At 53.6% G+C, this 20057-nt stretch carries 17 protein-coding genes and 1 pseudogene; 9 read left to right on the top strand and 9 right to left on the bottom strand.

Annotation, left to right across the window (positions count from 1 at the left end):
• Positions 1-7: 7 nt before the first annotated feature.
• Both cobA and QWJ20_RS15015 read left to right on the top strand, forming a co-directional pair.
• Entirely contained in the window at positions 8-841 is an 834-nt protein-coding gene (gene cobA / locus QWJ20_RS15020; protein WP_174869901.1) for a uroporphyrinogen-III C-methyltransferase, read from the top strand.
• A 155-nt stretch (positions 842-996) separates the two neighbouring features.
• The gene (locus QWJ20_RS15015) at positions 997-1941 is read left to right on the top strand and encodes an Rpn family recombination-promoting nuclease/putative transposase (protein WP_433992888.1); all 945 of its coding nucleotides are present in this window, start codon (positions 997-999) and stop codon (positions 1939-1941) included.
• A 116-nt stretch (positions 1942-2057) separates the two neighbouring features.
• On the opposite strand, the gene QWJ20_RS15010 is transcribed toward QWJ20_RS15015, so the two are convergent.
• Complete coding sequence (locus tag QWJ20_RS15010; protein WP_433992887.1) at positions 2058-2522, bottom strand: DUF1456 family protein; 465 nt, start codon at positions 2520-2522, stop codon at positions 2058-2060.
• An 84-nt stretch (positions 2523-2606) separates the two neighbouring features.
• Positions 2607-3128, bottom strand: a complete 522-nt coding sequence (locus QWJ20_RS15005) for a 1,2-dihydroxy-3-keto-5-methylthiopentene dioxygenase (RefSeq protein ID WP_433992886.1) — start codon at positions 3126-3128, stop codon at positions 2607-2609.
• Between the two features lie 239 nt (positions 3129-3367).
• Between QWJ20_RS15005 and QWJ20_RS15000 the strand changes: the two genes are divergently transcribed.
• From QWJ20_RS15000 to QWJ20_RS14980, 5 genes are all read left to right on the top strand, one after another.
• Complete coding sequence (locus QWJ20_RS15000; RefSeq protein ID WP_043901888.1) at positions 3368-4348, top strand: sugar ABC transporter substrate-binding protein; 981 nt, start codon at positions 3368-3370, stop codon at positions 4346-4348.
• Positions 4349-4352: 4 nt separating this feature from the next.
• On the top strand, positions 4353-5900 hold the full coding sequence (locus QWJ20_RS14995; RefSeq protein ID WP_433992885.1) for a sugar ABC transporter ATP-binding protein: 1548 nt from the start codon (positions 4353-4355) through the stop codon (positions 5898-5900).
• Positions 5897-6889, top strand: a complete 993-nt coding sequence (locus QWJ20_RS14990) for an ABC transporter permease (RefSeq protein WP_433992884.1) — start codon at positions 5897-5899, stop codon at positions 6887-6889. Before QWJ20_RS14995 ends, QWJ20_RS14990 begins: the two co-directional genes overlap by 4 nt.
• Positions 6886-7884 carry an ABC transporter permease gene (locus QWJ20_RS14985; RefSeq protein ID WP_433992883.1) on the top strand — a complete coding sequence of 333 codons (999 nt, stop codon included), beginning with the start codon at positions 6886-6888 and terminating at the stop codon, positions 7882-7884. Before QWJ20_RS14990 ends, QWJ20_RS14985 begins: the two co-directional genes overlap by 4 nt.
• Before the next feature lie 78 nt (positions 7885-7962).
• Positions 7963-8904 (top strand): carbohydrate kinase family protein, encoded by a 942-nt coding sequence (locus QWJ20_RS14980; protein ID WP_433992882.1) that lies wholly within the window; start codon positions 7963-7965, stop codon positions 8902-8904.
• Between the two features lie 31 nt (positions 8905-8935).
• On the opposite strand, the gene QWJ20_RS14975 is transcribed toward QWJ20_RS14980, so the two are convergent.
• The 3 genes from QWJ20_RS14975 to QWJ20_RS14965 form a co-directional block, all read right to left on the bottom strand.
• Positions 8936-9964: a 2-hydroxyacid dehydrogenase gene (locus QWJ20_RS14975; RefSeq protein ID WP_433992881.1), complete on the bottom strand. Its 1029-nt coding sequence runs from the start codon at positions 9962-9964 to the stop codon at positions 8936-8938.
• A complete protein-coding gene (locus tag QWJ20_RS14970) occupies positions 9961-11508 on the bottom strand; it encodes an FGGY-family carbohydrate kinase (RefSeq protein WP_433992880.1) in 1548 nt (515 codons plus the stop codon). Before QWJ20_RS14970 ends, QWJ20_RS14975 begins: the two co-directional genes overlap by 4 nt.
• A 180-nt stretch (positions 11509-11688) precedes the next feature.
• Positions 11689-11994 (bottom strand): ArsR/SmtB family transcription factor, encoded by a 306-nt coding sequence (locus QWJ20_RS14965; protein WP_433992879.1) that lies wholly within the window; start codon positions 11992-11994, stop codon positions 11689-11691.
• An 88-nt stretch (positions 11995-12082) separates the two neighbouring features.
• Between QWJ20_RS14965 and QWJ20_RS14960 the strand changes: the two genes are divergently transcribed.
• Positions 12083-13171 carry an NADH:flavin oxidoreductase/NADH oxidase gene (locus QWJ20_RS14960; RefSeq protein WP_120358059.1) on the top strand — a complete coding sequence of 363 codons (1089 nt, stop codon included), beginning with the start codon at positions 12083-12085 and terminating at the stop codon, positions 13169-13171.
• A 367-nt stretch (positions 13172-13538) separates the two neighbouring features.
• Here the strand turns inward: QWJ20_RS14960 and QWJ20_RS14955 are convergent, their stop codons facing one another.
• The 4 genes from QWJ20_RS14955 to QWJ20_RS14940 form a co-directional block, all read right to left on the bottom strand.
• Complete coding sequence (locus QWJ20_RS14955; protein ID WP_433992878.1) at positions 13539-14696, bottom strand: trans-sulfuration enzyme family protein; 1158 nt, start codon at positions 14694-14696, stop codon at positions 13539-13541.
• Between the two features lie 44 nt (positions 14697-14740).
• Positions 14741-16108 (bottom strand): pyridoxal-phosphate dependent enzyme, encoded by a 1368-nt coding sequence (locus QWJ20_RS14950; RefSeq protein WP_433992877.1) that lies wholly within the window; start codon positions 16106-16108, stop codon positions 14741-14743.
• A gap of 1012 nt (positions 16109-17120) precedes the next feature.
• Positions 17121-17795, bottom strand: coding sequence for a glutathione S-transferase family protein (locus tag QWJ20_RS14945; RefSeq protein ID WP_433992876.1), 675 nt, complete (start codon positions 17793-17795; stop codon positions 17121-17123).
• 80 nt (positions 17796-17875) lie between these two features.
• The gene (locus tag QWJ20_RS14940) at positions 17876-18622 is read right to left on the bottom strand and encodes an SDR family oxidoreductase (RefSeq protein WP_039484118.1); all 747 of its coding nucleotides are present in this window, start codon (positions 18620-18622) and stop codon (positions 17876-17878) included.
• 136 nt (positions 18623-18758) lie between these two features.
• Here QWJ20_RS14940 and QWJ20_RS14935 point away from each other — a divergent pair.
• Positions 18759-19660: pseudogene (locus QWJ20_RS14935) on the top strand (LysR family transcriptional regulator).
• The last annotated feature ends 397 nt before the right edge of the window (positions 19661-20057 follow it).

Raw genomic sequence — 20057 nt, 5'->3', positions numbered from 1 at the left:
GTGTGACATGATGACAACACAATCAATATTGGCGAAGGGCCAACGGCGTCAGCCTGTACTCGGCGGTGAAATCTGGCTAGTGGGTGCAGGGCCGGGTGATGTAGAACTGCTGACGCTGAAGGCGCTGCGGGCAATCCAGCAGGCGGATGTGGTGGTCTATGATCGGCTGGTGTCGGCGGAAATTATGGATTTGGTGCCGGAGCAGGCGCTGTGTATCGACGTCGGAAAAACGCGCGGTTGTCACCGCCTGTCACAGGAAAAAATCAATCAGCTGTTAGTTGAACTGGCGCAGGCCGGGCAGCGGGTGATCCGTCTTAAGGGCGGTGACCCGTTTATTTTTGGCCGCGGCGGTGAAGAAATGGATTATGCCCAACAGGCCGGAATCGTCTGCCATGTCGTACCCGGTATTACCGCCGCGACAGGCTGTGCGGCAGCCGTGGGGTTACCGCTGACCCACCGCGCCTGTGCGCAGTCGGTCCGCTTCGTGACCGGTCATTCGCGCGATGGCGAGCCGCAATTGGACTGGCCAACGCTGGCAGACAGCCAGCAAACGCTGGTGTTCTATATGGGGCTGAGCCACAGCAGTCGACTGTGTCAGCGCTTGATCGAACATGGGCTGTCCGCGCAGACGCCCGTTGCGATTATCGAACGCGGCACCCAGCCGGATCAGCGACTATTAACCGCGACGCTGGCGACCTTACCGGCACTGCTGGCACGTTATCAGCCACAGTCGCCCAGTCTGCTGGTGGTCGGTGACGTCGTCCGCTTCTGCCGTCATCCGGCGCTACAGGTCGACGCCGCCCCAGCGCGGTTGACGATGGAAAAACATGAAGCCGCCTGACAGCAACGGCACTCTGCCTACAGCCAGCGCCTCGAAATAAAGCAGTTTTTCTTCGAGGCGCTTTCCACTTTCTACGCTATTCCCTGTTTTGTTATCGTGTCCCCGTTACCCTCCCTACTGAATTTTTAGTCATGGTCTACAGGGAAGGGGACGAGATGCCATCGCATGATGCGATCTTCAAACAGTTTCTAAGCGACATCGCGGTCGCACGGGATTTTCTGACTATTCATCTGCCGGATGAAATCCGCAAACGATGTGATTTCAGCACGCTGCAATTGGAATCCGCGTCGTTTATTGATGAAAAGCTGCGCGCGCGGATATCGGACGTGCTGTACTCGCTACGTACCACCGCAGGCAAAGGGTACATTTACTGCGTGATTGAACACCAAAGTCGCCCGGAAAAGCAGATGGCTTTCCGGCTGCTGCGCTATTGTCTGGCTGCTATGCAGCAACATCTGGATCAGGGACACGATCGCTTACCGCTGGTGGTGCCGCTGCTGTTTTATCATGGCAGAGCGCGTCCTTATCCCTACAGCCTTCGCTGGCTGGACAGCTTTGCCGATCCTGTACTGGCACAAGCGCTGTATGAACAGCCTTTCCCTCTGGTGGATTTAACGGTCATGCCAGACGATGAAATTCGCACGCACCGACGCATGGCGTTACTGGAACTGGTACAGAAGCATATTCGTACCCGTGATATGCTGGAGTTAGCGCGTGAGATTGGGTTACTATTTGAACGCTGGTCGGTGCCGCTGACGCAGCGTCGGGCGCTGTTATTTTATGTTGCACAAGCGGGAAACACATCCAAACCCGCAGATTTCATTGACGCACTGGCAGCACCGCTATCAACCGGTCAGGAGGACATAATGACGATTGCAGAACAATTGAAAAAAATGGGATTCGAGGAAGGAGTCCAACGCGGTATTCAGCAAGGATTGGAGCAGGGCATTGAACAAGGAATGAAAAACAGTGCCAGACAAATTGCCCGAGAGTTGCTGTTAACGGGTATGGATAAGGAAAAAGTGCGGCAAATTACCCGACTTGAAAACGAAGAGCTCGAGCAGTTGGTAACCGCTATCCTGCATGACACACAGCATTGATACTGTATTAAACAATACTGTATTAAAAGATACCGTACTAAAAACCGAGCGTTGCTGATGCCTTTACAAGAAAAGGTCAGTCAGGCAACGCTCATGTCGTGTCGTTAACGGCGCTTTTAGCCTTTGCGTACTCGTGCCGTCAGTCCTTTCAGGAAGTAGCGGATCACCTGATCGCCGCAGGTGCGATAGTTTTTATGATCCGGCGCGCGCATCATCGCGGTGACTTCCGGCACTGAAATGCGAAAATTTTGTGCCAGCAGGATCGCCTGAATATCATCCGTTTTTAATGAAAATGCGACACGCAGCTTTTTCAGAATAATATTGTTGGTCATCTTGCGCTCAAACTGCGGTGCAGGCTGGTTTTCATCTTGCCCACGTTTTTGCAGAATCAGCCCGTTCAGGAAATAACTCATTACGATGTCTGGGCAAGGTTGATAGCCTTCTTCCCCTTCCTTTTTGACATAGCTCGCCAACTGCTGCGGAGGGACGGCCATCTCCACCAGCGCCAGAATCTTCAGCAGGTGGTCGTTATTCAAATTCAGCATATAGCGCACGCTGCGCAGGACATCGTTATTCATCATTACGGAAGGGGTCTCGCCGTTCGTCTTGGTACAAAACGCACAGTATAAAGGGAACGGCGGAGAAATGCAGAAACGATCGTGGAATTAGTGAAACGTCTCCCGTCCGGTAAAGTGCCCAACCCAGCCTTCTGGATTAGTAAAAATGCGGATCGCGACAAAATCAGGAAATTCGCCGCAGTCAAACCAGTGCGGTGTGTTAGCGGGAACGCGTAAGAGATCGCCTGCCTCGCAGGTAAGCTGGAAAACCTGCTCGCCAATCGGCACAAAGAAGCTTCCGCTGCCGCGTACGAAGAAGCGCACTTCGTCTTCACTATGGGTGTGTTCCTGAAGAAATTTTTCCCGCAGCGCCACTCTCTCGGCATGATCTGGCGTCAGGCTGATCACGTCGGCAGAGGTGTAGCCCTCCTGCTGTTTGAGACGTTCAATATCGGCATGATACTGCGTCAAAATGGTTTCGCTGCTGGCGTCGAGCGGTGGTGCGTCGGTCTGCCAGTGCTCTAGCTGGATCCCAGCGCTGGCGAGCAGGGAAGCAATGTCAGTAAACGCGGTGATCTGCTGGACGGGCTGTGTGATGTGTGGACGGTGGTAAATCGATAATGTTGTCATGTCTGCTTTTCCCTTAGGTATAGAAGAACCTTAACCATTCCCTTTATAGGGATAAAAAACAAGATGCATTTTTTATAACTTATTCCTGTAAATTCAATAAGTAAAAATCGCTACATCTGTTCATCAATGCTATTTCTATTTATTCACTAGCCATTATCATTTTTGTTATTTCGATTTAACTTTTCCCGTTGCTAATCTCTTTTCCTGCTAATAATTTTATAAAAATCGGGATAAAAATGATGAAGACTCGCTTTTCTCGTCTGGCTGCATGCGTGCTGGCTACAGGGGTTATGACCTCTGTTCAGGCAGCGGATGAGACACTGTCATTGAAGGGAAAAACCATTGGCGTTGCCGTGGTGGGAACACAGCACTTTTGGGACCGTGAGGCCTACAAAGGGGCGACCGAAGAAATTGAGAAACTCGGTGGGCAGGTCGTGGGCGTGGATGGGGGGCGTGATAATCAGGTTCATGCCAATAACCACGATATCCTGCTGGCGCGTAAGGTCGATGCCGTGATCAGTATTCTCGGCGACAGTGCGGTAGAGCCGAAGTTTAAAGCGCTGCGTGAGGCAAAGATTCCGGTTTTTACCGTCGACCATGTTTCATCGTATTCCATCAATAACACGACGTCGGATAATTACGCGATCGGCTCGACGATCGGGCGCTATACCGCGGATGCGCTGGGCGGAAAAGGGAATATCGCAGTTTTCAATGCGTTCTCCAACGCGCTGCGTATCTGCGGTATTCGCTATGACCTGTGGAAATACGTTCTGCAAGATTATCCGGGGATCAAAATTATTCAGCCTGAGCTGGCTGAACAATATTCCAACTCGCCGGAAGACGCGCGCAAGAAAACCCTTGAGCTGCTGAGCCAGTACCCGAAAGGCACGCTGGATGCCATCCATGTTGCCTGTTGGGATCAGCCGGCCATCGGCGTGGTGCAGGCATTGGAAGAAACCGGACGTGACAAGGACGTGAAAGTGACGGCGATTGATGCCGGGCCAGAAACATTGGAAATTATGGCGGAGAAAGGCAGTCCGTTTGTTGCCAACGTTGCGCAGCAGCCTCGTCTGATTGGCACCACATCGGCGAAAAACGTCGCCCGTTATTTCGCGGGTGCCACACTGCTGCCGCAGACGTTTGTGCCGGTCTTGCCCGTAAAAGGGGAGGCAGAAGCCAAGGCAGTCTATAAACAACTTGGCTATGGCGAACTGAAATAAGGCTATGGTGGGATATCACTCAGCCCCGTCGCCGTCCGGCGGCGGTCTGGCAATGGCGCACATCAGCAAGCAGTTTGCAGGGATTCCCGCGCTGGACAACGTATCGCTAACGGTTAGGCCGGGAGAAATTCTCGGCCTGATCGGGGAAAATGGTGCGGGGAAATCGACCTTAATTAAGGTGCTGGCTGGCGTTTATGCCGCAGACGGCGGCGAGATCGCTGTCGATGGGCTGCGGTTGAGCGCTGTGACGCCCGCGGTTATCCACGCGCACGGCATTCGTTTTATCCATCAGGAACTGCATCTGATTCCCCATTTTACCGTGGCGGAGTCGGTGTTTCTTGGTCAGGAACGAGTGAACCGCTGGCGAGGCGTCGATCGTCGGGCGATGCGGCGTGAAACGGAACAGTTCTTTCAGCACACATTCAATTTATCGATAGACGCTAATCGACTCATCCGAGAGTTAAGTCTGGCGGAACGCAAACTGGTGCAGGTCGCACGAGCACTGATTGACGGCAAGGCGCGGCTAGTGGTGTTTGATGAGCCGACCGCGCCGCTGGAAGCGCGGGAAGCCACGCAGCTACTGCATACGCTCCAGACGCTGAAACAGCGTGGGATTGCGATTATCTATGTCTCTCACTATCTCAATGAAATTGCCGATATCTGCGACCGTGTCACCGTGTTACGTAATGGTAAGGGCGTGACGACGCTGGACGATCCCGAAACAAAGGATATCGACACGATGATTCGCCTGATGGTGGGACGAGAGATTGCCAGCCTGTTTGACGGGAAACGGAAGGCAGCGAAAAGTGAAACACCACTGCTACAGGTCGAACAGCTCACGGATCGGCAGCATTTTCAGCCAATCCGTTTTCAGGTTGCGGCGGGAGAAATTGTTGGTATTGCGGGGTTGTTAGGATCGGGACGTGAGGCGCTGATTGATGCGCTCTATGGTATCAGCCCCGCCCGTGAAGGACACATTGTGATCGATGGTCAGACGCTGCGTCCGCGTTCTCCGGTACAGGCCATTGCGCAGCGTATGGCGCTGGTGCCGCGCGATCGTCGCCACGACGGGCTGATTTTACCGCTATCCGTAGCAGATAATATCAATCTGGCTTCCTTACCCGCTGTCGCCTGGCGTGGCTGGCTGCGGCGTAAGCAAGCGGTAGCACAGGCGAATCATCTGGCGCAGACGCTGGATATCCGGCCGCGCGATGTCAGCGTGCCCGCGCGCAATTTAAGCGGCGGTAACCAGCAGAAGGTGATACTGGCACGCTGGCTAAAGACAGATACTCGCTTGTTTATTCTTGATGAACCGACGCTGGGCGTCGATATTGGCGCGAAAGCAGAAATCTATCAGCTCACCCGGCAGCTCGCGGCAGAAGGGCGAGCGGTTATCGTTTCTTCCAGCGATGACGGCGAACTTCTGGGATTGTGTGATCGCATTCTGGTGATGTGGCGCGGTGAACTCATCGCTGATGTGCCGACGGAACGCCTCTCGCTGGATAGCCTGTTGGCGTTGACCAGCAGCGGCCGAACGCAGGAGGCGGTATGACTCGTGCCTTACAATCCCTCCGAGCGCCGCCGCGTTTAGCCTGGCTCGTCAATCATATTCCCTTACTGCTGTTTGCGGCGCTGCTGCTGTTCCTCTGCCTGAGCGCACCCTATTTTCTCAGCTGGCAAAATATCACCATTATTTTACGCCAAAGCGCGCCGCTGGCGATCCTGTGCTTTGGGTTGGTCTGCGTCATTACGGGCGGCGGTGACGATGTTGTCTCCGGCGGTATCGATCTCTCGCTGCCCGCGATTGCGGTACTTGCGGTGGCGATAATCAGCGACGGTTTGACGAATGCGGGTGTCAGCTACCCGTGGTTGATTGTATGGGTAGCGGGAGCTGCGCTACTGGCTGGGGCGGTGAATGCCGCACTGGTGGTGGCGATTCGGCTACCGCCGCTATTGGCAACATTGGCCTGCTCCGTGGCGGTTATCGGGCTTACCAATTTGCTGACCCAGCAGCGGCGCATCAGCGTTAGCGATCCGCTGATTGTGGCGTTTCGTGATAGCAGCCTGCTCGGGTTGCCACTGGCGGTCTGGTTTATGCTGCTGGTCTTCCTCTTGTTTCAATTTATCGTTCACCATAGCCGATGGGGCCAGCACTTGCAGGCCGCAGGCGGAAACCGAGAAGCGGCACAGCTGTCAGGCATTTCCCATACGCCACTGGTTATCGGTTCGTATCTGTTAGGTGCGCTGGCGGCGGCGCTGGCCTCGCTAACGCTGGTGGCACAAGGATCGGGCAGCTCGCCCGGCACGGCAGAACCGCTGTTGCTGGAGATGGTATTAGCGACGTTTCTCGGCGCGGCCTTCTCTCGCCGCCGGGTGGTCACTATCTGGGGCGCATTGCTGGGCACTCTGCTGGTTAACGCCCTGTCGAACGGTCTGGCACTGCTGCGAGTCGATATCTTCTGGGTCGGCGCGATTAAGGGCGTACTGATTCTGGTGGTGCTCACCGCTGCCTCGCTACGCAGGCAAAGGAGTCACGCGTGAAACCTTCTTCTTTGGCGGCGCTGCCTGTGCTGCCGGGCGGCAGACTGGGGCTGTCGTTCTTTATCCGCTACGGCTTTCTGGTCATCCTGCTGGCTTTTCTGGTGTTTTTCTCGCTGCAAAACCCGATATTTTTAACGTTAGGCAACGGGGCGAATCTGCTACAGGGCAGTGCGGTACTGCTGATTGTGGCGCTGGCCATGACGCTAGTGGTGACAGCGGGCGGAATCGACCTGTCCGTGGGTGTCGCACTGGATTTTGGCGCTGCCTTCGCGCTGGTGGCACTCAAAGTCTATGGTCTGCCGTGGCAGGCCGCGGTGTTGGCGGCATTAGCGGGAGGCGCACTAATTGGTTTGCTTAACGCGCTGCTGATTATTCACTGTCGAATTAAGCCGTTTTTGGCGACGCTAGGGACGTGGTTTATCGGTAGCAGCATCGAACGTATCTACACCGAGGGCGGTGGGCCGATCGCTTACCGCCGGATGGCACCGCAGTACCATGAGCTGGCCGTGGGTGACCTGTGGGGTATTCCGGTGCCGATCATTATTGTGGCGGTGCTGTTGCTGGCTTATTACCTGTTATTTGAACGGACGATTGCGGGTAAACGTATCCATGCGATGGGATTGAATGCGCCAGCAGCGCTGATTGCTGGCGTTAACGTGCGGCGTACGATGTTCTGGCTGCTGATTGTCACGTCGGTGACGTGTGCCATCGGCGGCGTGGTGTTATCCGCCAATCTGCGGCAGTTTACGCCGTTGGCTGGACAGGCTTACCTGATGGACGCGATTGCCGCTGTTTTTATCGGTACCGCGTTTCATGCGCAGGGGCGACCCAACGTGGCGGGGACGCTAATCGGCGTACTGTTTCTCGGTATGATCGCCAACGGTTTGAACCTGATGGGGCTGAACTTCATCGTAAAAGATGCGCTGAGCGGCGTGATTTTAGTGCTGGCGTTGGCGCTCTCTTTCCTACAAGGGCGACTGCGCCAGCGGCAATAAATGTTCAAGCATGAATAAAAAGCAGAACATGAATAAAAAACAGAGCGTGAAGAAGCAGAATTTGAAGAAGGAGCGAGCGTGAGCCAATTTGATGCGGTTTTTGTTGGGTTAACTATTCTGGATGTCGCCGGTCGGCCGGTGACCGGTTTGCCCGAAGGCGGCGGCGTCCACTTTATCGATGAAATTCGCCTTAATCCTGCCGGAACGGCCAGCGGAGCGGCGATGAACGCAGCCAAACTCGGCATTCGCACAGCGACAGCGGCCTGTCTTGGTGAGGATGAAAAAGCCGATTTTATTCTGGCGGCCTATCGCAAGCTGGGCATCGACTGTTCTCTGGTACAGCGAACGACGGCGGCATCGACCTCGGCAACGATTCTAACTATTCGACCGGACGGCGAGCGTCCGGCGCTGCATTATCGCGGGGCGTCAGATCATCTTTTTATCGACGAGCAGGATTTTGACGCTGTATGCAATGCACGTTTCTTACACCACGGTGGCACGGGGCTGCTGGCGAAAATGGATCAGGGGCAGAGCGCGTGTCTGCTTCGACACGCCAAAGCGAAGGGGCTGACGACCAGTTTTGATTTGATTGCGCCAAACGCGGAGACGCTGTCGTTGCTGACACCGCTGCTGGCGGATGTGGACTACTTTATGCCCTCGCTGGACGAGGCTGCGTTTATTTCCGGCCTGACTACACCCGCAGAGATTGCGGCTTTCTTTCTCGATCGCGGCGTCGGCACCTGTATTTTCAAGGCGGGGGCGGGTGGATCTTACGTGTTCGGCCAGGATGTTGCGCTGCGCATTCCTGCCTATCGCGTGGTGGTATCGGATACCACGGGCTGCGGTGACAGCTATTGTGGCGGCTTTATTGCCGGTCTGGCGAAAGGCTGGGATCTGGAGCAGGCCTGCCAGCTCGGCTCGGCCGTTTCAGGGCTGGTGGCCACCGGATTGGGATCCGATGCGGGCGTGATTGACTGGGAACAGACGTTGCGGTTTATGGCAGAAACGCCTACCTATTAGGAGGCGCTGACCTACTAGATCGGAGTTGCGTCTATTTCCATTCGTAAAGCAGCGGTTCGCTGCGGATGAAGCGTTGCAGGTCGGCGGCGATCATCGCGGTGTGTTTCACCAGCGTCTCCCGCGTCGCGCCAGCAATGTGTGGCGTAAGTACCACGTTATCAAATTCGGTAATAAACGGGTGATGACGCCAGAGCGGTTCGCTGTCGTAAACGTCAAGTGCGGCACCCGCCAGCCACTTTTCGCGTAGCGCCGCGATCAGATCGGCTTCGACAACCACTGCGGCGCGCGAGGTGTTGATCAGATAGGCGGTGGGGCGCATCGTTCTGAGCCTGTCGAGGTTGACTAGCCCTTTGGTCTGCGGCGTGCTGTTCAGGTGCAGGCTGACGAAGTCGGACTGCGAAAACAGCTCGTCCAGCGTGGTTTTTCGAATGCCCGGCTCGTCGATCTCTTCGGCGGCGACATACGGATCCGCAATCAGCAACTGCATCCCAAAGGCGCGCGCCAGCTTCCCGACCCGATGACCAATGCTGCCATAGCCGATGATGCCGAGCGTCTTATTACGCAGCTCGCCGCCTTTGAAAACTTCATACGGACTGTCTTTGTCCACGTCCCACACCACATCTTGCCGTAGCCCATTTTGCGTCTGTGTCGCGCTGTGGGTTTCACGCGTGAATTCGCCGCGCTTCAGCGCACTATGAGCCTGAGGGATATGGCGTGTGGCATTTAGCATCAGCGCCAGCGTTAATTCTGCGGCGGCATCGGCATTGCGTCCGGGCGTGTAGAGCACCGGAATGCCCCGACGACGTGCGGCCTCGATATCGATGTTGACCGGGTTGGCGCGGGTACAGGCGATGAGTCGAAGGCGAGGGCAAGCCTCAATGACGTGGGCGGTAATATCGTCATAGCTGGTGATGATGACGTCGGCGTCCTCCGCCAGACGAATTAGCGCCGCTTCGCTCAGTTTGGGCTGGCCGATAGCCCAGCCGTCTACCACCAATTCCCCCAGTGCCTGAAAGGCATTAAGGCTGCCGCCGTATTCGGCGGTAAATACGATTTTCATGAGGCAATACTTTCCTGTGAGCTGGGAACCGTGTGTGAACGCGCCGCGTTGTGACTGTCGAGTGCATTAAGCGCCTGAGCCCGCGCCTGCCAGAGCGGCTGTAGCTGGTCGCGCAGTTGGCGAAAAACGGGAAACAGTGTCTGATACTGCCGATGGACATCGGCATTAGGGATAAACGTTGACGCCTGTGCGTTGGCGGAAGGAACCATGTTGGCGCTTTCTCCGACGGACTGCGCGGCAAGGCGGGCGGCCCCGCACGCGCTTAACTCTTTGACCGAACTGGCGATCACCCGCCGTCCGGTGCAGTCCGCGATGATTTGCAGCCAAATCGCTGAGGCGGCACCGCCGCCTGCGATATAGAGATCGCCGTGGGCTGGGTAGCCGCTGAGCGAATCGGTAATCGCATACGCGAGCCCCTCAAAGACCGCGCGCAGTAAATGCGCGTTAGTCGTGGACTGCTCGATACCAAAAAATCCTGCTCGTGCTGAAGTGCTGTAAAACGGCGCACGCTCGCCATTGAGATAAGGCTGGTAGAAGACGCCGCCGCTGCCGGGTGGTACACGGGCAATGCGTGCATTGATCGTCTGAAAATCGGCGTCGTCAGTCAGCGTGCTCAGCGCCCAGTCAATATTCGGCGTACCGGACTGCATGGCGAACAGGTTGAGATAGTGACCCGGCCAAGCGTGGGCGACAAACCGGGTTTTCAGGCTTACCTGCGTTAAACCACGGCACACAATGCCGGTGCAGCAGGTGGTGCCGAGAATGGTGAAAATGTCGCCGTCGTGAATAGCGCCGATACCCAGCGCCGCAGCAGACACATCCAGTGCGCCCGCACAGACGGGGATTCCTGCGGGCAGGCCCGTTTGTGCGGCGACGGCGTCGCTGAGCGTGCCGGCGATGTCATCGGGATAAAGCAGCGGCGGAAAAAGCGGTCTGATTGCGTGTAAATCCAGCTTATCCAGCACGGTTTTTGACAGCGTCTCGCTATGCAGGTCCAGCAGCGACGTACCGGCATCCGTCAGTTCCAGATTCGCCTGTCCTGTCAGTCGAAAACGAATCCAGTCTTTGGCAAAAAAGAAGTAATCGGCATCGCTTAGCACATCCGGCTGATGCTGTGCCAGCCAGCGTAACTGCTGCGCGCTATTACAAGGGAGCAGGGGAGAACCGGTTTCGGGAAAGAGCGTCGCTTCCAGATTCGGGCGCTGTTTAAGCTGATGAACCTGCTCCGCCGTGCGGGTATCACTCCAGAGGATGGCCTGTCGTATCGGTTGCCCGTGGCGATCGCTCAGCCAGACGCCTTCACCCTGTCCGGCCAGCCCGATGGCGCGCACGTGGCCATGTTGTAGCAACGGCGAAGCGGCCAGCGTTTTCAGGGTAGCGATCACGGCGTCCCACACCTGAGACATATCTTGCTCGGCGTAACCGGGCTGCGGAGAGTAGGTCACGGTGTTGGCTGACGCAATCAGCAGCTCATTGAAATCGGCATCGAATAGCACCGATTTGACCTTTGAGGTCCCGATATCTATGCCAATGTAGTAGTCCATCCTGTTCTGATCCTGCCTCGTAAAACCCGTATCAGCATCAGAATAATGGAAAAATGGCGGCCGCTATATTCATAGAAATGCAAAGCAAAGCAGCAATATTGGAATAGCAGAGAGTGCGAAAGGGAGGGGGAATGTGCAATCAATATGCAATGGCGGAAAGCCGCCATTGACGTGATTATTTTACTCGGCGGGTTGAGACAGAATGGCGTCGAGTAGGCCGGGGAAGCGCTGTTGCATGTCGCTGCGGCGCAGCCGGTTGATGTGCGTGGTGCCGATGTTGGTGGTATGAAGCAGACCCGAGTCACGCAAGACGCGAAAATGGTGCGACACGCTGGATTTTGGGCGACCGCCGTCAAGCTCGCTGCATGTTGCTTCGCCCTGCCTAGCCAGATGGCGGACGATTTCCATGCGCAGGGGATCGCTCAGGGCGTACAGGACGCGCTCAAGCGTAAACTCATCGGGGGTAGGGTGCTTAAAAGGTCTCATGGGCGAATTATAGCGTCAGGGTTGTCTGAAATCTATTATTCGAATAATATCGAAATATCGAAGTAACCTGACAAGGTAGGAAAATATTATGTCCGCACTGTTTCAACCCTTCAAACTGAAAGACATTACGTTACGCAACCGCATCGCCGTTCCACCGATGTGTACCTATTCCGCGAATGATGGCCTGATCAACGAGTGGCATCAGGTGCATTATGCTTCTTTGGCGCGTGGTGGTGCCGGGTTGGTTATCGTGGAAGCGACTGCGGTCGCGCCCGAAGGTCGCATCACGCCGCACTGTGCGGGTATCTGGAACGATGAGCAGGCACAGGCGTTTGCCAAGGTCGCTAAATCCATTAAAGACGCAGGCTCTGTGCCGGGAATTCAGATTGCACACGCTGGACGCAAAGCCAGCGCCAATATTCCCTGGGAAGGTGACGACCATATCCCCGCTGGCGACTCCCGCGCCTGGCAGACCATCGCCCCTTCCGCAGAGGCTTTCGGTGCAAATCTGCCAAACTTGCCGCAGGAAATGACGCTGGAAGATATCGCCCGCGTTCGTGATGATTTTGTCGCTGCGGCTCGCCGTGCGCTGGAAGCCGGATTTGAATGGCTGGAGCTGCATTTTGCTCATGGCTATCTGGCGCAGAGTTTCTTCTCCGTTCACTCCAACAAACGTAACGACCAGTACGGCGGCAGTTTTGACAACCGCAGTCGTTTTCTGCTGGAAACACTGGCTGCCGTTCGCGATGTGTGGCCGCAACACCTGCCGCTGACCGCCCGTTTCGGCGTGATTGAATTTGACGGCCGTGATGAAGAAACCTTGCAGGAATCCATTGAGCTGACGCGTCGCTTTAAAGCCGCAGGGCTGGATATGCTGAGCGTCAGCATCGGTTTCTCTACGCCGGAAGCGAATGTTCCGTGGGCACCCGCCTTTATGGGGCCGATTGCTAAACAGGTGCGTGAGCAGGCCGATCTTCCTGTTTCTTCCGCTTGGGGCTTCGGCACGCCGGAACTGGCGGAACAGGCTGTGGCATCGGGTCAGTTGGATCTGGTGATGGTAGGTAAAGCGCATCTGGCGAACCCGCACTGGAGCTATCAGGCCGCCCGCGAACTGGGCGTTGAACGCGCTTCGTGGACGCTGCCAGCGCCTTACGCTCACTGGCTGGAACGCTATTAACCATAGCGGCAGTTAGATGCATTCCAATATAAGGAGCAGTCAGGTTTCGTGCGTGATAAGCAGCGGAATTTCTCTGTGGCATTGATGCTACGCCCGACTTAGGGCGCTCAATCGCCAGCGCCCTAAGAACCCTGGCTTTTGGCGGAAATTATGCCGCTAACGCGGTTCCTTCGGTGCCCATGCCCGCTTTCGAGCCGCCAGCGACATGCTCCCTGCATGGCGCTGGCTTTCGCGACGTCCTGTCGCTCACTCGGCGTTCATGTTCACCTCAGCATAATTTTTTACGCCGTGTAGGGAAGTGTCATAAAACCATACGCGTTAGTTGATGTTTTCCAACGCGTTGAAGCGGCCGATGACGCCGGTTTCATTAATTTACTGCGCTCGCATTCAGTGCCTGATACAGGTCGTCAATGAGATCCTGCACATTTTCAATCCCTACCGATAAACGCAGCAGCTGTGGCGTGATCCCTTTTTGCAGCCTTTTTTCCAACGGGACGGAAGCGTGAGTCATGGAGTAGGGCTGGCTAATCAGGCTCTCCACTCCGCCCAGACTTTCTGCCAGCGTAAATAACCGCGTGCGCTTAATGACGTCACGCGCATAGTCCTCATCGCCTTTCAACCGTACAGAGATCATGCCGCCAAAGCCGCGCATCTGCTGCTGCGCTAACCCGTGCTGCGGGTGATTCGGTAGCCCCGGATAGTAAACCTGCTCGACCTGAGGCTGGAGTTCCAGCCAGTGCGCGAGTTGAAGGGCGCTCTGATTGTGACGTTCAATTCGCAGTGCCAGCGTGCGGATACCGCGCAGCGTTAAAAAGCTGCTGAACGGATCGAGCACACCGCCAATCGCATTTTGCAGATAGGCTAACTGTGAAGCGAGTTCGTGGTTATCTCCAACCACCGCCAGCCCGGCAATCACGTCTGAATGACCGTTGAGGTATTTGGTTGCGGAGTGCACCACGATATCAAACCCGACATCCAGCGGACGCTGAATCGCTGGTGAAGCAAAGGTGTTATCCGCCACGCTGATGAGCCGATGTTTTTTGGCTAACGCAGCGATGGCCGCCAGATCGGCCAGTTTCAGCAGCGGGTTGGTCGGCGTTTCCACCCAGATCATTTTCGTCTGCGGCGTAATGGCATGCTCCAGCGCGCGTAGATCGGCTGGGTCAACATAAGTCACCTGTAATCCGGCAGTGCGTTTTCGGACATTTTCTAACAGACGCCAGGTGCCGCCGTAGAGATCGTCCACGGCCACAATATGGCTACCCTGATCGAGCAATTCCAGCAACGTGGAACTGGCAGCCAGGCCGGAAGCAAAAGCGAACCCTCGCGTCCCACCCTCCAGTTCGGCAATCGCCGCCTCCAGCACCGCACGCGTTGGGTTGCCGCTGCGTGAATATTCGTAGCCGGTATGCTCACCGGGGGCGGGCTGGGCAAACGTTGATGTTGCATAAATCGCAGGCATCACCGCACCGGTGCTATCCGGGGTATAGCCCGCGTGAACGGTTTGGGTATCGAATTGAGACATGGTCACTCCTGAATGAATAAGAAAAAGGAAGCGTGGAAAACGTATCAGCGAAGCGTCTGCCGCCAGTGGTTCAGGACGTCTGTACGCGTAATTAAACCGAGAAACCGATCGCCGTCGAGAATCACGGCGACAAATCCCTGGTCGAAAATCGCCAGCAGATCGTCAGGTGATGCCTCTTTTGGCAGCGTCTTGACCTGATCGGACATCGCCTCGCGCGCCGTCAGTGAAAAATGCTGGGTATCATTTTTGAGGCTGTTGAGGAGATCCCATTCATCGATCACGCCGACGACGCGGTCGTTGTCCAATACGGGTAGCTGGGAGATGTCGTAGAGCCGCATACGTGCATGCACTACGCTGAGCGTGTCGTCGGGCGACACCGAAACCGTGGCCCCTTCATCATGGCGATAGGTGATGAGATCGCGCAGATCGCCGTGCTGCGGGCGCGTGATAAGTCCTTTTTCGATCATCCAATAGTCGTTGAACATCTTGGACAGGTATTTATTTCCGCTGTCGCAAACGAGGGTGACGACCCGCTTGGGCTCGGTTTGTGTCCGACAGTAGCGTAATGCGGCGGCCAGTAAAGTGCCGCTGGACGATCCCGCCAGTACGCCTTCTTTACGCAGTAATTCACGCGCGGTGTGGAAAGATTCGGCGTCATCAACCGCGTAGGCGTGGGTGACCTGAGTGAAATCGGCCAGCGCAGGCACAAAATCCTCGCCAATTCCCTCCACCAGCCAACTTCCGGCCTCGCCATATTCACCGCGTTGCAGGTAGTCGGTCAGGATCGATCCTGCGGGGTCGGCCAGCACAAAGGCGGTTTGAGGGGATACCTCGGCGAAGTAGCGGCTCAGGCCGCCCAGCGTACCGCCAGAACCTACGCCGACGACGATTGCGTCAATCTTCTCTTCCATCTGCTGCCACAGTTCAGGGCCCGTAGTTCGGTAGTGCGCTTCCAGATTGGCCGGATTATTAAACTGATCGATGTAGTACGCATCAGGCGTTTCTTCTGCTAATCGACGGGCATAATCCTGATAATAGTCAGGGTGACCTTTGGCGACGTCAGAACGGGTGAGTTGAACCTCTGCGCCCAGCGCCCGCAGGTGAAAAGTCTTCTCGTGGCTCATCTTGTCTGGCACCACCAGAATCAGGTGATAGCCCTTTAGCGCGGCGACCAGCGCCAGACCGAGCCCGGTATTGCCCGCCGTAGCTTCAACGATGGTACCGCCTGGCTTCAACCAGCCCCGATGCTCCGCATTTTCGATCATGGAGAGTGCGACGCGGTCTTTAATCGAACCGCCGGGATTCTGGTTTTCCAGCTTGACGAACAGTCGGCAGGGGCCGATATCAAACTGGGTGAGCTCCAATAGCGGCGTATGGCCGATGAAGTCGAGAACGGATTCAGCACGTTTCATAGCATTTCACTCTGGCGACAATGTCGGATACCACATAGTAGATCTGCTGAAAATCGAAACTGAACGAAGTAAATCACCAAAGAATATGCATTTAAGTAATATAATATTCTTTTTGGCCGTAAGGATGTGCGGAGGCGTAGCGGTGTGGGTGTATAGACTGCCAGCGAAATGCTTAGTAAATCGCTTTGTGACTGCAAACGTATTTCTTAGTTGTGTATCTCGCTAACGTAAGACTAAAAATCTACGTCATAATGCCGATACCTTTGTTCCTTAATTGATATATGAAGGAACATGTATGTACTGTCTTCGCCCTTTAATACGCCCTCTAATAAACATTGCGTCTACACGTCAGGTTGGCCAAAGGATATGTTGCCACCCGGTGCATCACTTGGTGGCAAGTCCGTACAAAACGCGTTGCGATTTTAATAGGTTCAGAAATATTCCGTTTCGTGATTAGAAATCCAGATGAGGGTTGAGCCGTGATAGTCGTCATTAGTGGAGGTTATCAGTGAACATTTATCGGCGTTGCCATCAGCGGTGTAAGCACAGCTCTGCTTAACCCGGACAGTTAACTCCCCTCTTTTTGATACTACTTCTGAGTCAAGAAATTGCGCGCTTCCGGATGGGTAAAAGATGCGCTTGTCCTTTTGATTTTTGTAGTTTCTTATGCGTACAGGGAATTGACTATTATGATATTCATATCGTTCTACAACTTCGCTCGTGTTTCTGTCCACTATAGTTTCAAGTAACCCACGCACATTTATTAGTAGGATCGCATTCTAAGGTAATGGGGACTCAAGTTATCAAATTCTTTGCGAATAGCCACGAATAATCGAGATGCCTCTTATTCCGCAAGCTAATATTCGCTTCACGCTGTGAGTTAAATGAGTATTAAAGCATTCTTGGTACTATTGTCGACAGCTCGGTTGCTAATGATTAATCTCCAACTGAAAAATGCGTTTGGGCAACTTGCCGAATTTATATGTACACAACGGTTGCCCAGTTAATATCTTCAAGCGGCGAGAATTGCTGAATGCTGACGAAGATGATTTTGGAAAAGTTGTGCATAATCTGCTGGTACGGCAGCTTTTACGCTTTCCCTTTTTGCAAGTAATGCTTTCCATGCAGAAACATGCGGTAGTCCTTCAAAAATCGACTCAGATACTGAGGCATCGATGATTGAGAAGTAACGGAAAATCGGAGCGTATACCGCATCTACCATACTGAAATTAGCACCCGAGAAATAAGGCCCCGAGCCCAACTCAGCTTCAATACGTTCAAGCTGGTTACGGAACGACGCACGTTTGTTGTCAGCTACAGCTTGATCTGTGGCATTTAAAAATTGCCATGCATTACCAAGTATCGCCGTAGCGAATTCGATCCATCCGCGCTGTTTAGCACGTATTAATGCATCGTCTGCATACATTGAAGCACCGTCTTGTGTTTCATTGAGGTACTCGCAGATCACCATACTTTCGAAAATAATGGCATCTTCACCGCTTGCCTGATGCACTTTCAGTACTGGCACCTTACCAGTCGGTGACAGGGCTAGAAACCAATCAGGTTTCGCTGATAGGTCTACATTTATGCGTTCAAATGGCACATTTTTTTCGAGCAACACGATTGCTGAACGCTGTACAAAGGGACAGAGTGGGTGGCTAATAAGTGTTAGGTCATGGTTAGGCATTTCAAACTCCAGATAAAATAAAAGCCCGCCGCCATAGCAAGGTGGCGAGCTTGAAGAACCATATCGCTTATTTAGATGGCTTAGATTGAAACGCCGCCGTCAATGATGATTTCTGAACCTACGGTCCAGGCAGACTCATCAGATGCGAAATAAAGCACCGCTTGCGCGACTTCTTGAGGCTTACCAAAACGACCCGCTGGGATGGTTGCAATGATATCTTTCATCACTTGATCATGGTATTCCACTGGAATCCCCGCCTTATCGTAAAGCGGTGTGTCAACTGGGCCTGGGCTCACTGCGTTGATACGAATTCCACGAGAAAGTAATTCGTTAGAAAGTGTTTTTGACAGGTTCAGCAATGCCGCTTTGGTTGAGCCATAAACGGAAGAGTTCACGGGGCCGGTGTGAGCATTTACTGAGGTATTAAAAACCACTGATGCCGAGCTTGCGAACACGGGCAGCAGTGCCTGCATTAGGAAGTAAGGACCTTTAACGTTGATATCATAAATGCGGTCGAACGTCTCTTCTGTCCATACCTCGATTGGCATATACATTGATATACCCGCATTCAGGAAAGCGATATCCAGTTCACCAAAGTGTTCTTTAACCGTTTGAGCCAGAGCTTTCTGCGCATTCACATCAGCGGAATCCGCGCTCACGACTAACACATCATTACCCAGTTCTACTTTCGCCTTTGCGATAGAATCAGGGTTAACACCAGTAACAATTACGCGTGCACCTTCTGCAACAAACAGCTTCGCTGTTTCAAGACCAATACCACTTGTACCACCCGTAATCAGTGCGCGTTTACCTTGTAGTCTAGACATTTCAAATCTCCAAATAGTGTTATCAAGGAATCGGCGAATGACCGATTTGATAGTCACTATAAGTTCATGCGCATATGGTGATAAGATTGTATTTTTAAATATGTTTCATGCTTTAAAAGCATAGATAGGTTTTAGGATGGACAGATTACTTTTGATGACATGCTTTGTCCGTACCGCTGAAACAGGCAGCTTTTCCGCAGCCGGTAGGGATTTAGGCTTAGGGCAACCGAACGTGAGTCGCCATGTTGCCACCCTCGAAGAGCATTTGCAGACCAGATTACTTCACAGATCAACCCGCAAGCTTTCCCTAACTCCTGAAGGAGAACGTTATTATTTGGAAGCAAGGCGTATTCTGGAAGCCGTTGAAGAGTCAGAGTCTTCTTTCAGAGAAAATGTTACACCCACAGGGCTATTACGCGTTGCTTGCCCCACAGCATTAGCTCACACATTCTTAGTCCCGCACATCCCCGATTTTTTAGAACGCTACCCTGAGCTAACACTCGAGCTACAGATTAATGACCGCTATATCAATCTTGTTGATGAAGGGGTTGAACTGGCAATCCGTATTGGACACCTGGAGGACAGTGCTATGCGTGCCCGCAGACTTGGCATGTATGAGCGAGTCTGTGTTGCCAGTAACAAGTATTTAGCTAAACACGGCACTCCTAATATCCCAGAAGATTTAAAAAAACATGATTGTTTGATCTATACCTTGCTAACAACAGGAGCTACCTGGAGATTTCAGGATAGCAATGTCCCTGTTTCTGGTCGGCTCAGGGTCAATTCACCGGAAGCAGTACAGAAGTTTGTTAATGCAGGGGTTGGGATCGCACAAGGCCCAGAATGGCTGTTCGAGGAGGGGCTGGAAAATGGTAACTTACAGTTATTACTGGCTGATTACACTGCACCGCCCGTTCCCATTCAAGCCGTTTATGTTGCTAATCGACTTTTACCAAAACGGGCGATTGTGTTCATGGATTTTGTTGCTGAAATCTTTGAAAAAAATCCCGCATTCAAAGTTACAACTCAATGAAATGAGCCTGAGATAACGGACATATCTGAATCATTAGTAAAATTTAGTCAATCTTAGGCTGTATCCCTTAAATGATACCAACCTAGTTTAGCAAGGACCGTACATATTGACTTTCATGAGCTTGTCGTCGCTCAGACAGAAACTTAACGGCAGACTTCATCATGATTGCAGTGCAAGGTTCCGGTTTCCATTGTGAGTCCTACAGCAGGCAGCTTTGTGCCAGAAGCGGAAGTTACTCCCCCATTCGTTGTTAATCAATGCAGAGCAGACCAATCTACAGCAAAGAAAATGAGATGCTTATCACTACTCATATGAACATTATTGTAGTAAAGTGTACATTCAAGTTATCATTTATAAATCATTAACATATATGTCATGCCAACATTCATTTAAATGGCAGAA

Origin of the sequence: Pectobacterium sp. S5, from assembly GCF_051707265.1 — a bacterium.
GTDB classification, from domain to species: Bacteria; Pseudomonadota; Gammaproteobacteria; order Enterobacterales; family Enterobacteriaceae; genus Pectobacterium; species Pectobacterium polare.
This window is presented reverse-complemented; position numbering and strand designations above follow the sequence as displayed.

Bases quoted from the DNA above. Each gene is read 5' to 3' on its own strand.
- QWJ20_RS14965 (WP_433992879.1), bottom strand. From the start codon at position 11,994: ATGAGACCTTTTAAGCACCCTACCCCCGATGAGTTTACGCTTGAGCGC.
- QWJ20_RS14975 (WP_433992881.1), bottom strand. From the start codon at position 9,964: ATGAAAATCGTATTTACCGCCGAATACGGCGGCAGCCTTAATGCCTTT.
- QWJ20_RS14970 (WP_433992880.1), bottom strand. From the start codon at position 11,508: ATGGACTACTACATTGGCATAGATATCGGGACCTCAAAGGTCAAATCG.
- QWJ20_RS14960 (WP_120358059.1), top strand. From the start codon at position 12,083: ATGTCCGCACTGTTTCAACCCTTCAAACTGAAAGACATTACGTTACGC.
- QWJ20_RS14955 (WP_433992878.1), bottom strand. From the start codon at position 14,696: ATGTCTCAATTCGATACCCAAACCGTTCACGCGGGCTATACCCCGGAT.
- QWJ20_RS14945 (WP_433992876.1), bottom strand. From the start codon at position 17,795: ATGCCTAACCATGACCTAACACTTATTAGCCACCCACTCTGTCCCTTT.
- QWJ20_RS15005 (WP_433992886.1), bottom strand. From the start codon at position 3,128: ATGACAACATTATCGATTTACCACCGTCCACACATCACACAGCCCGTC.
- QWJ20_RS14940 (WP_039484118.1), bottom strand. From the start codon at position 18,622: ATGTCTAGACTACAAGGTAAACGCGCACTGATTACGGGTGGTACAAGT.
- cobA (WP_174869901.1), top strand. From the start codon at position 8: ATGATGACAACACAATCAATATTGGCGAAGGGCCAACGGCGTCAGCCT.
- QWJ20_RS15010 (WP_433992887.1), bottom strand. From the start codon at position 2,522: ATGATGAATAACGATGTCCTGCGCAGCGTGCGCTATATGCTGAATTTG.
- QWJ20_RS14950 (WP_433992877.1), bottom strand. From the start codon at position 16,108: ATGAAACGTGCTGAATCCGTTCTCGACTTCATCGGCCATACGCCGCTA.
- QWJ20_RS15015 (WP_433992888.1), top strand. From the start codon at position 997: ATGCCATCGCATGATGCGATCTTCAAACAGTTTCTAAGCGACATCGCG.
- QWJ20_RS14995 (WP_433992885.1), top strand. From the start codon at position 4,353: ATGGTGGGATATCACTCAGCCCCGTCGCCGTCCGGCGGCGGTCTGGCA.
- QWJ20_RS14990 (WP_433992884.1), top strand. From the start codon at position 5,897: ATGACTCGTGCCTTACAATCCCTCCGAGCGCCGCCGCGTTTAGCCTGG.
- QWJ20_RS15000 (WP_043901888.1), top strand. From the start codon at position 3,368: ATGAAGACTCGCTTTTCTCGTCTGGCTGCATGCGTGCTGGCTACAGGG.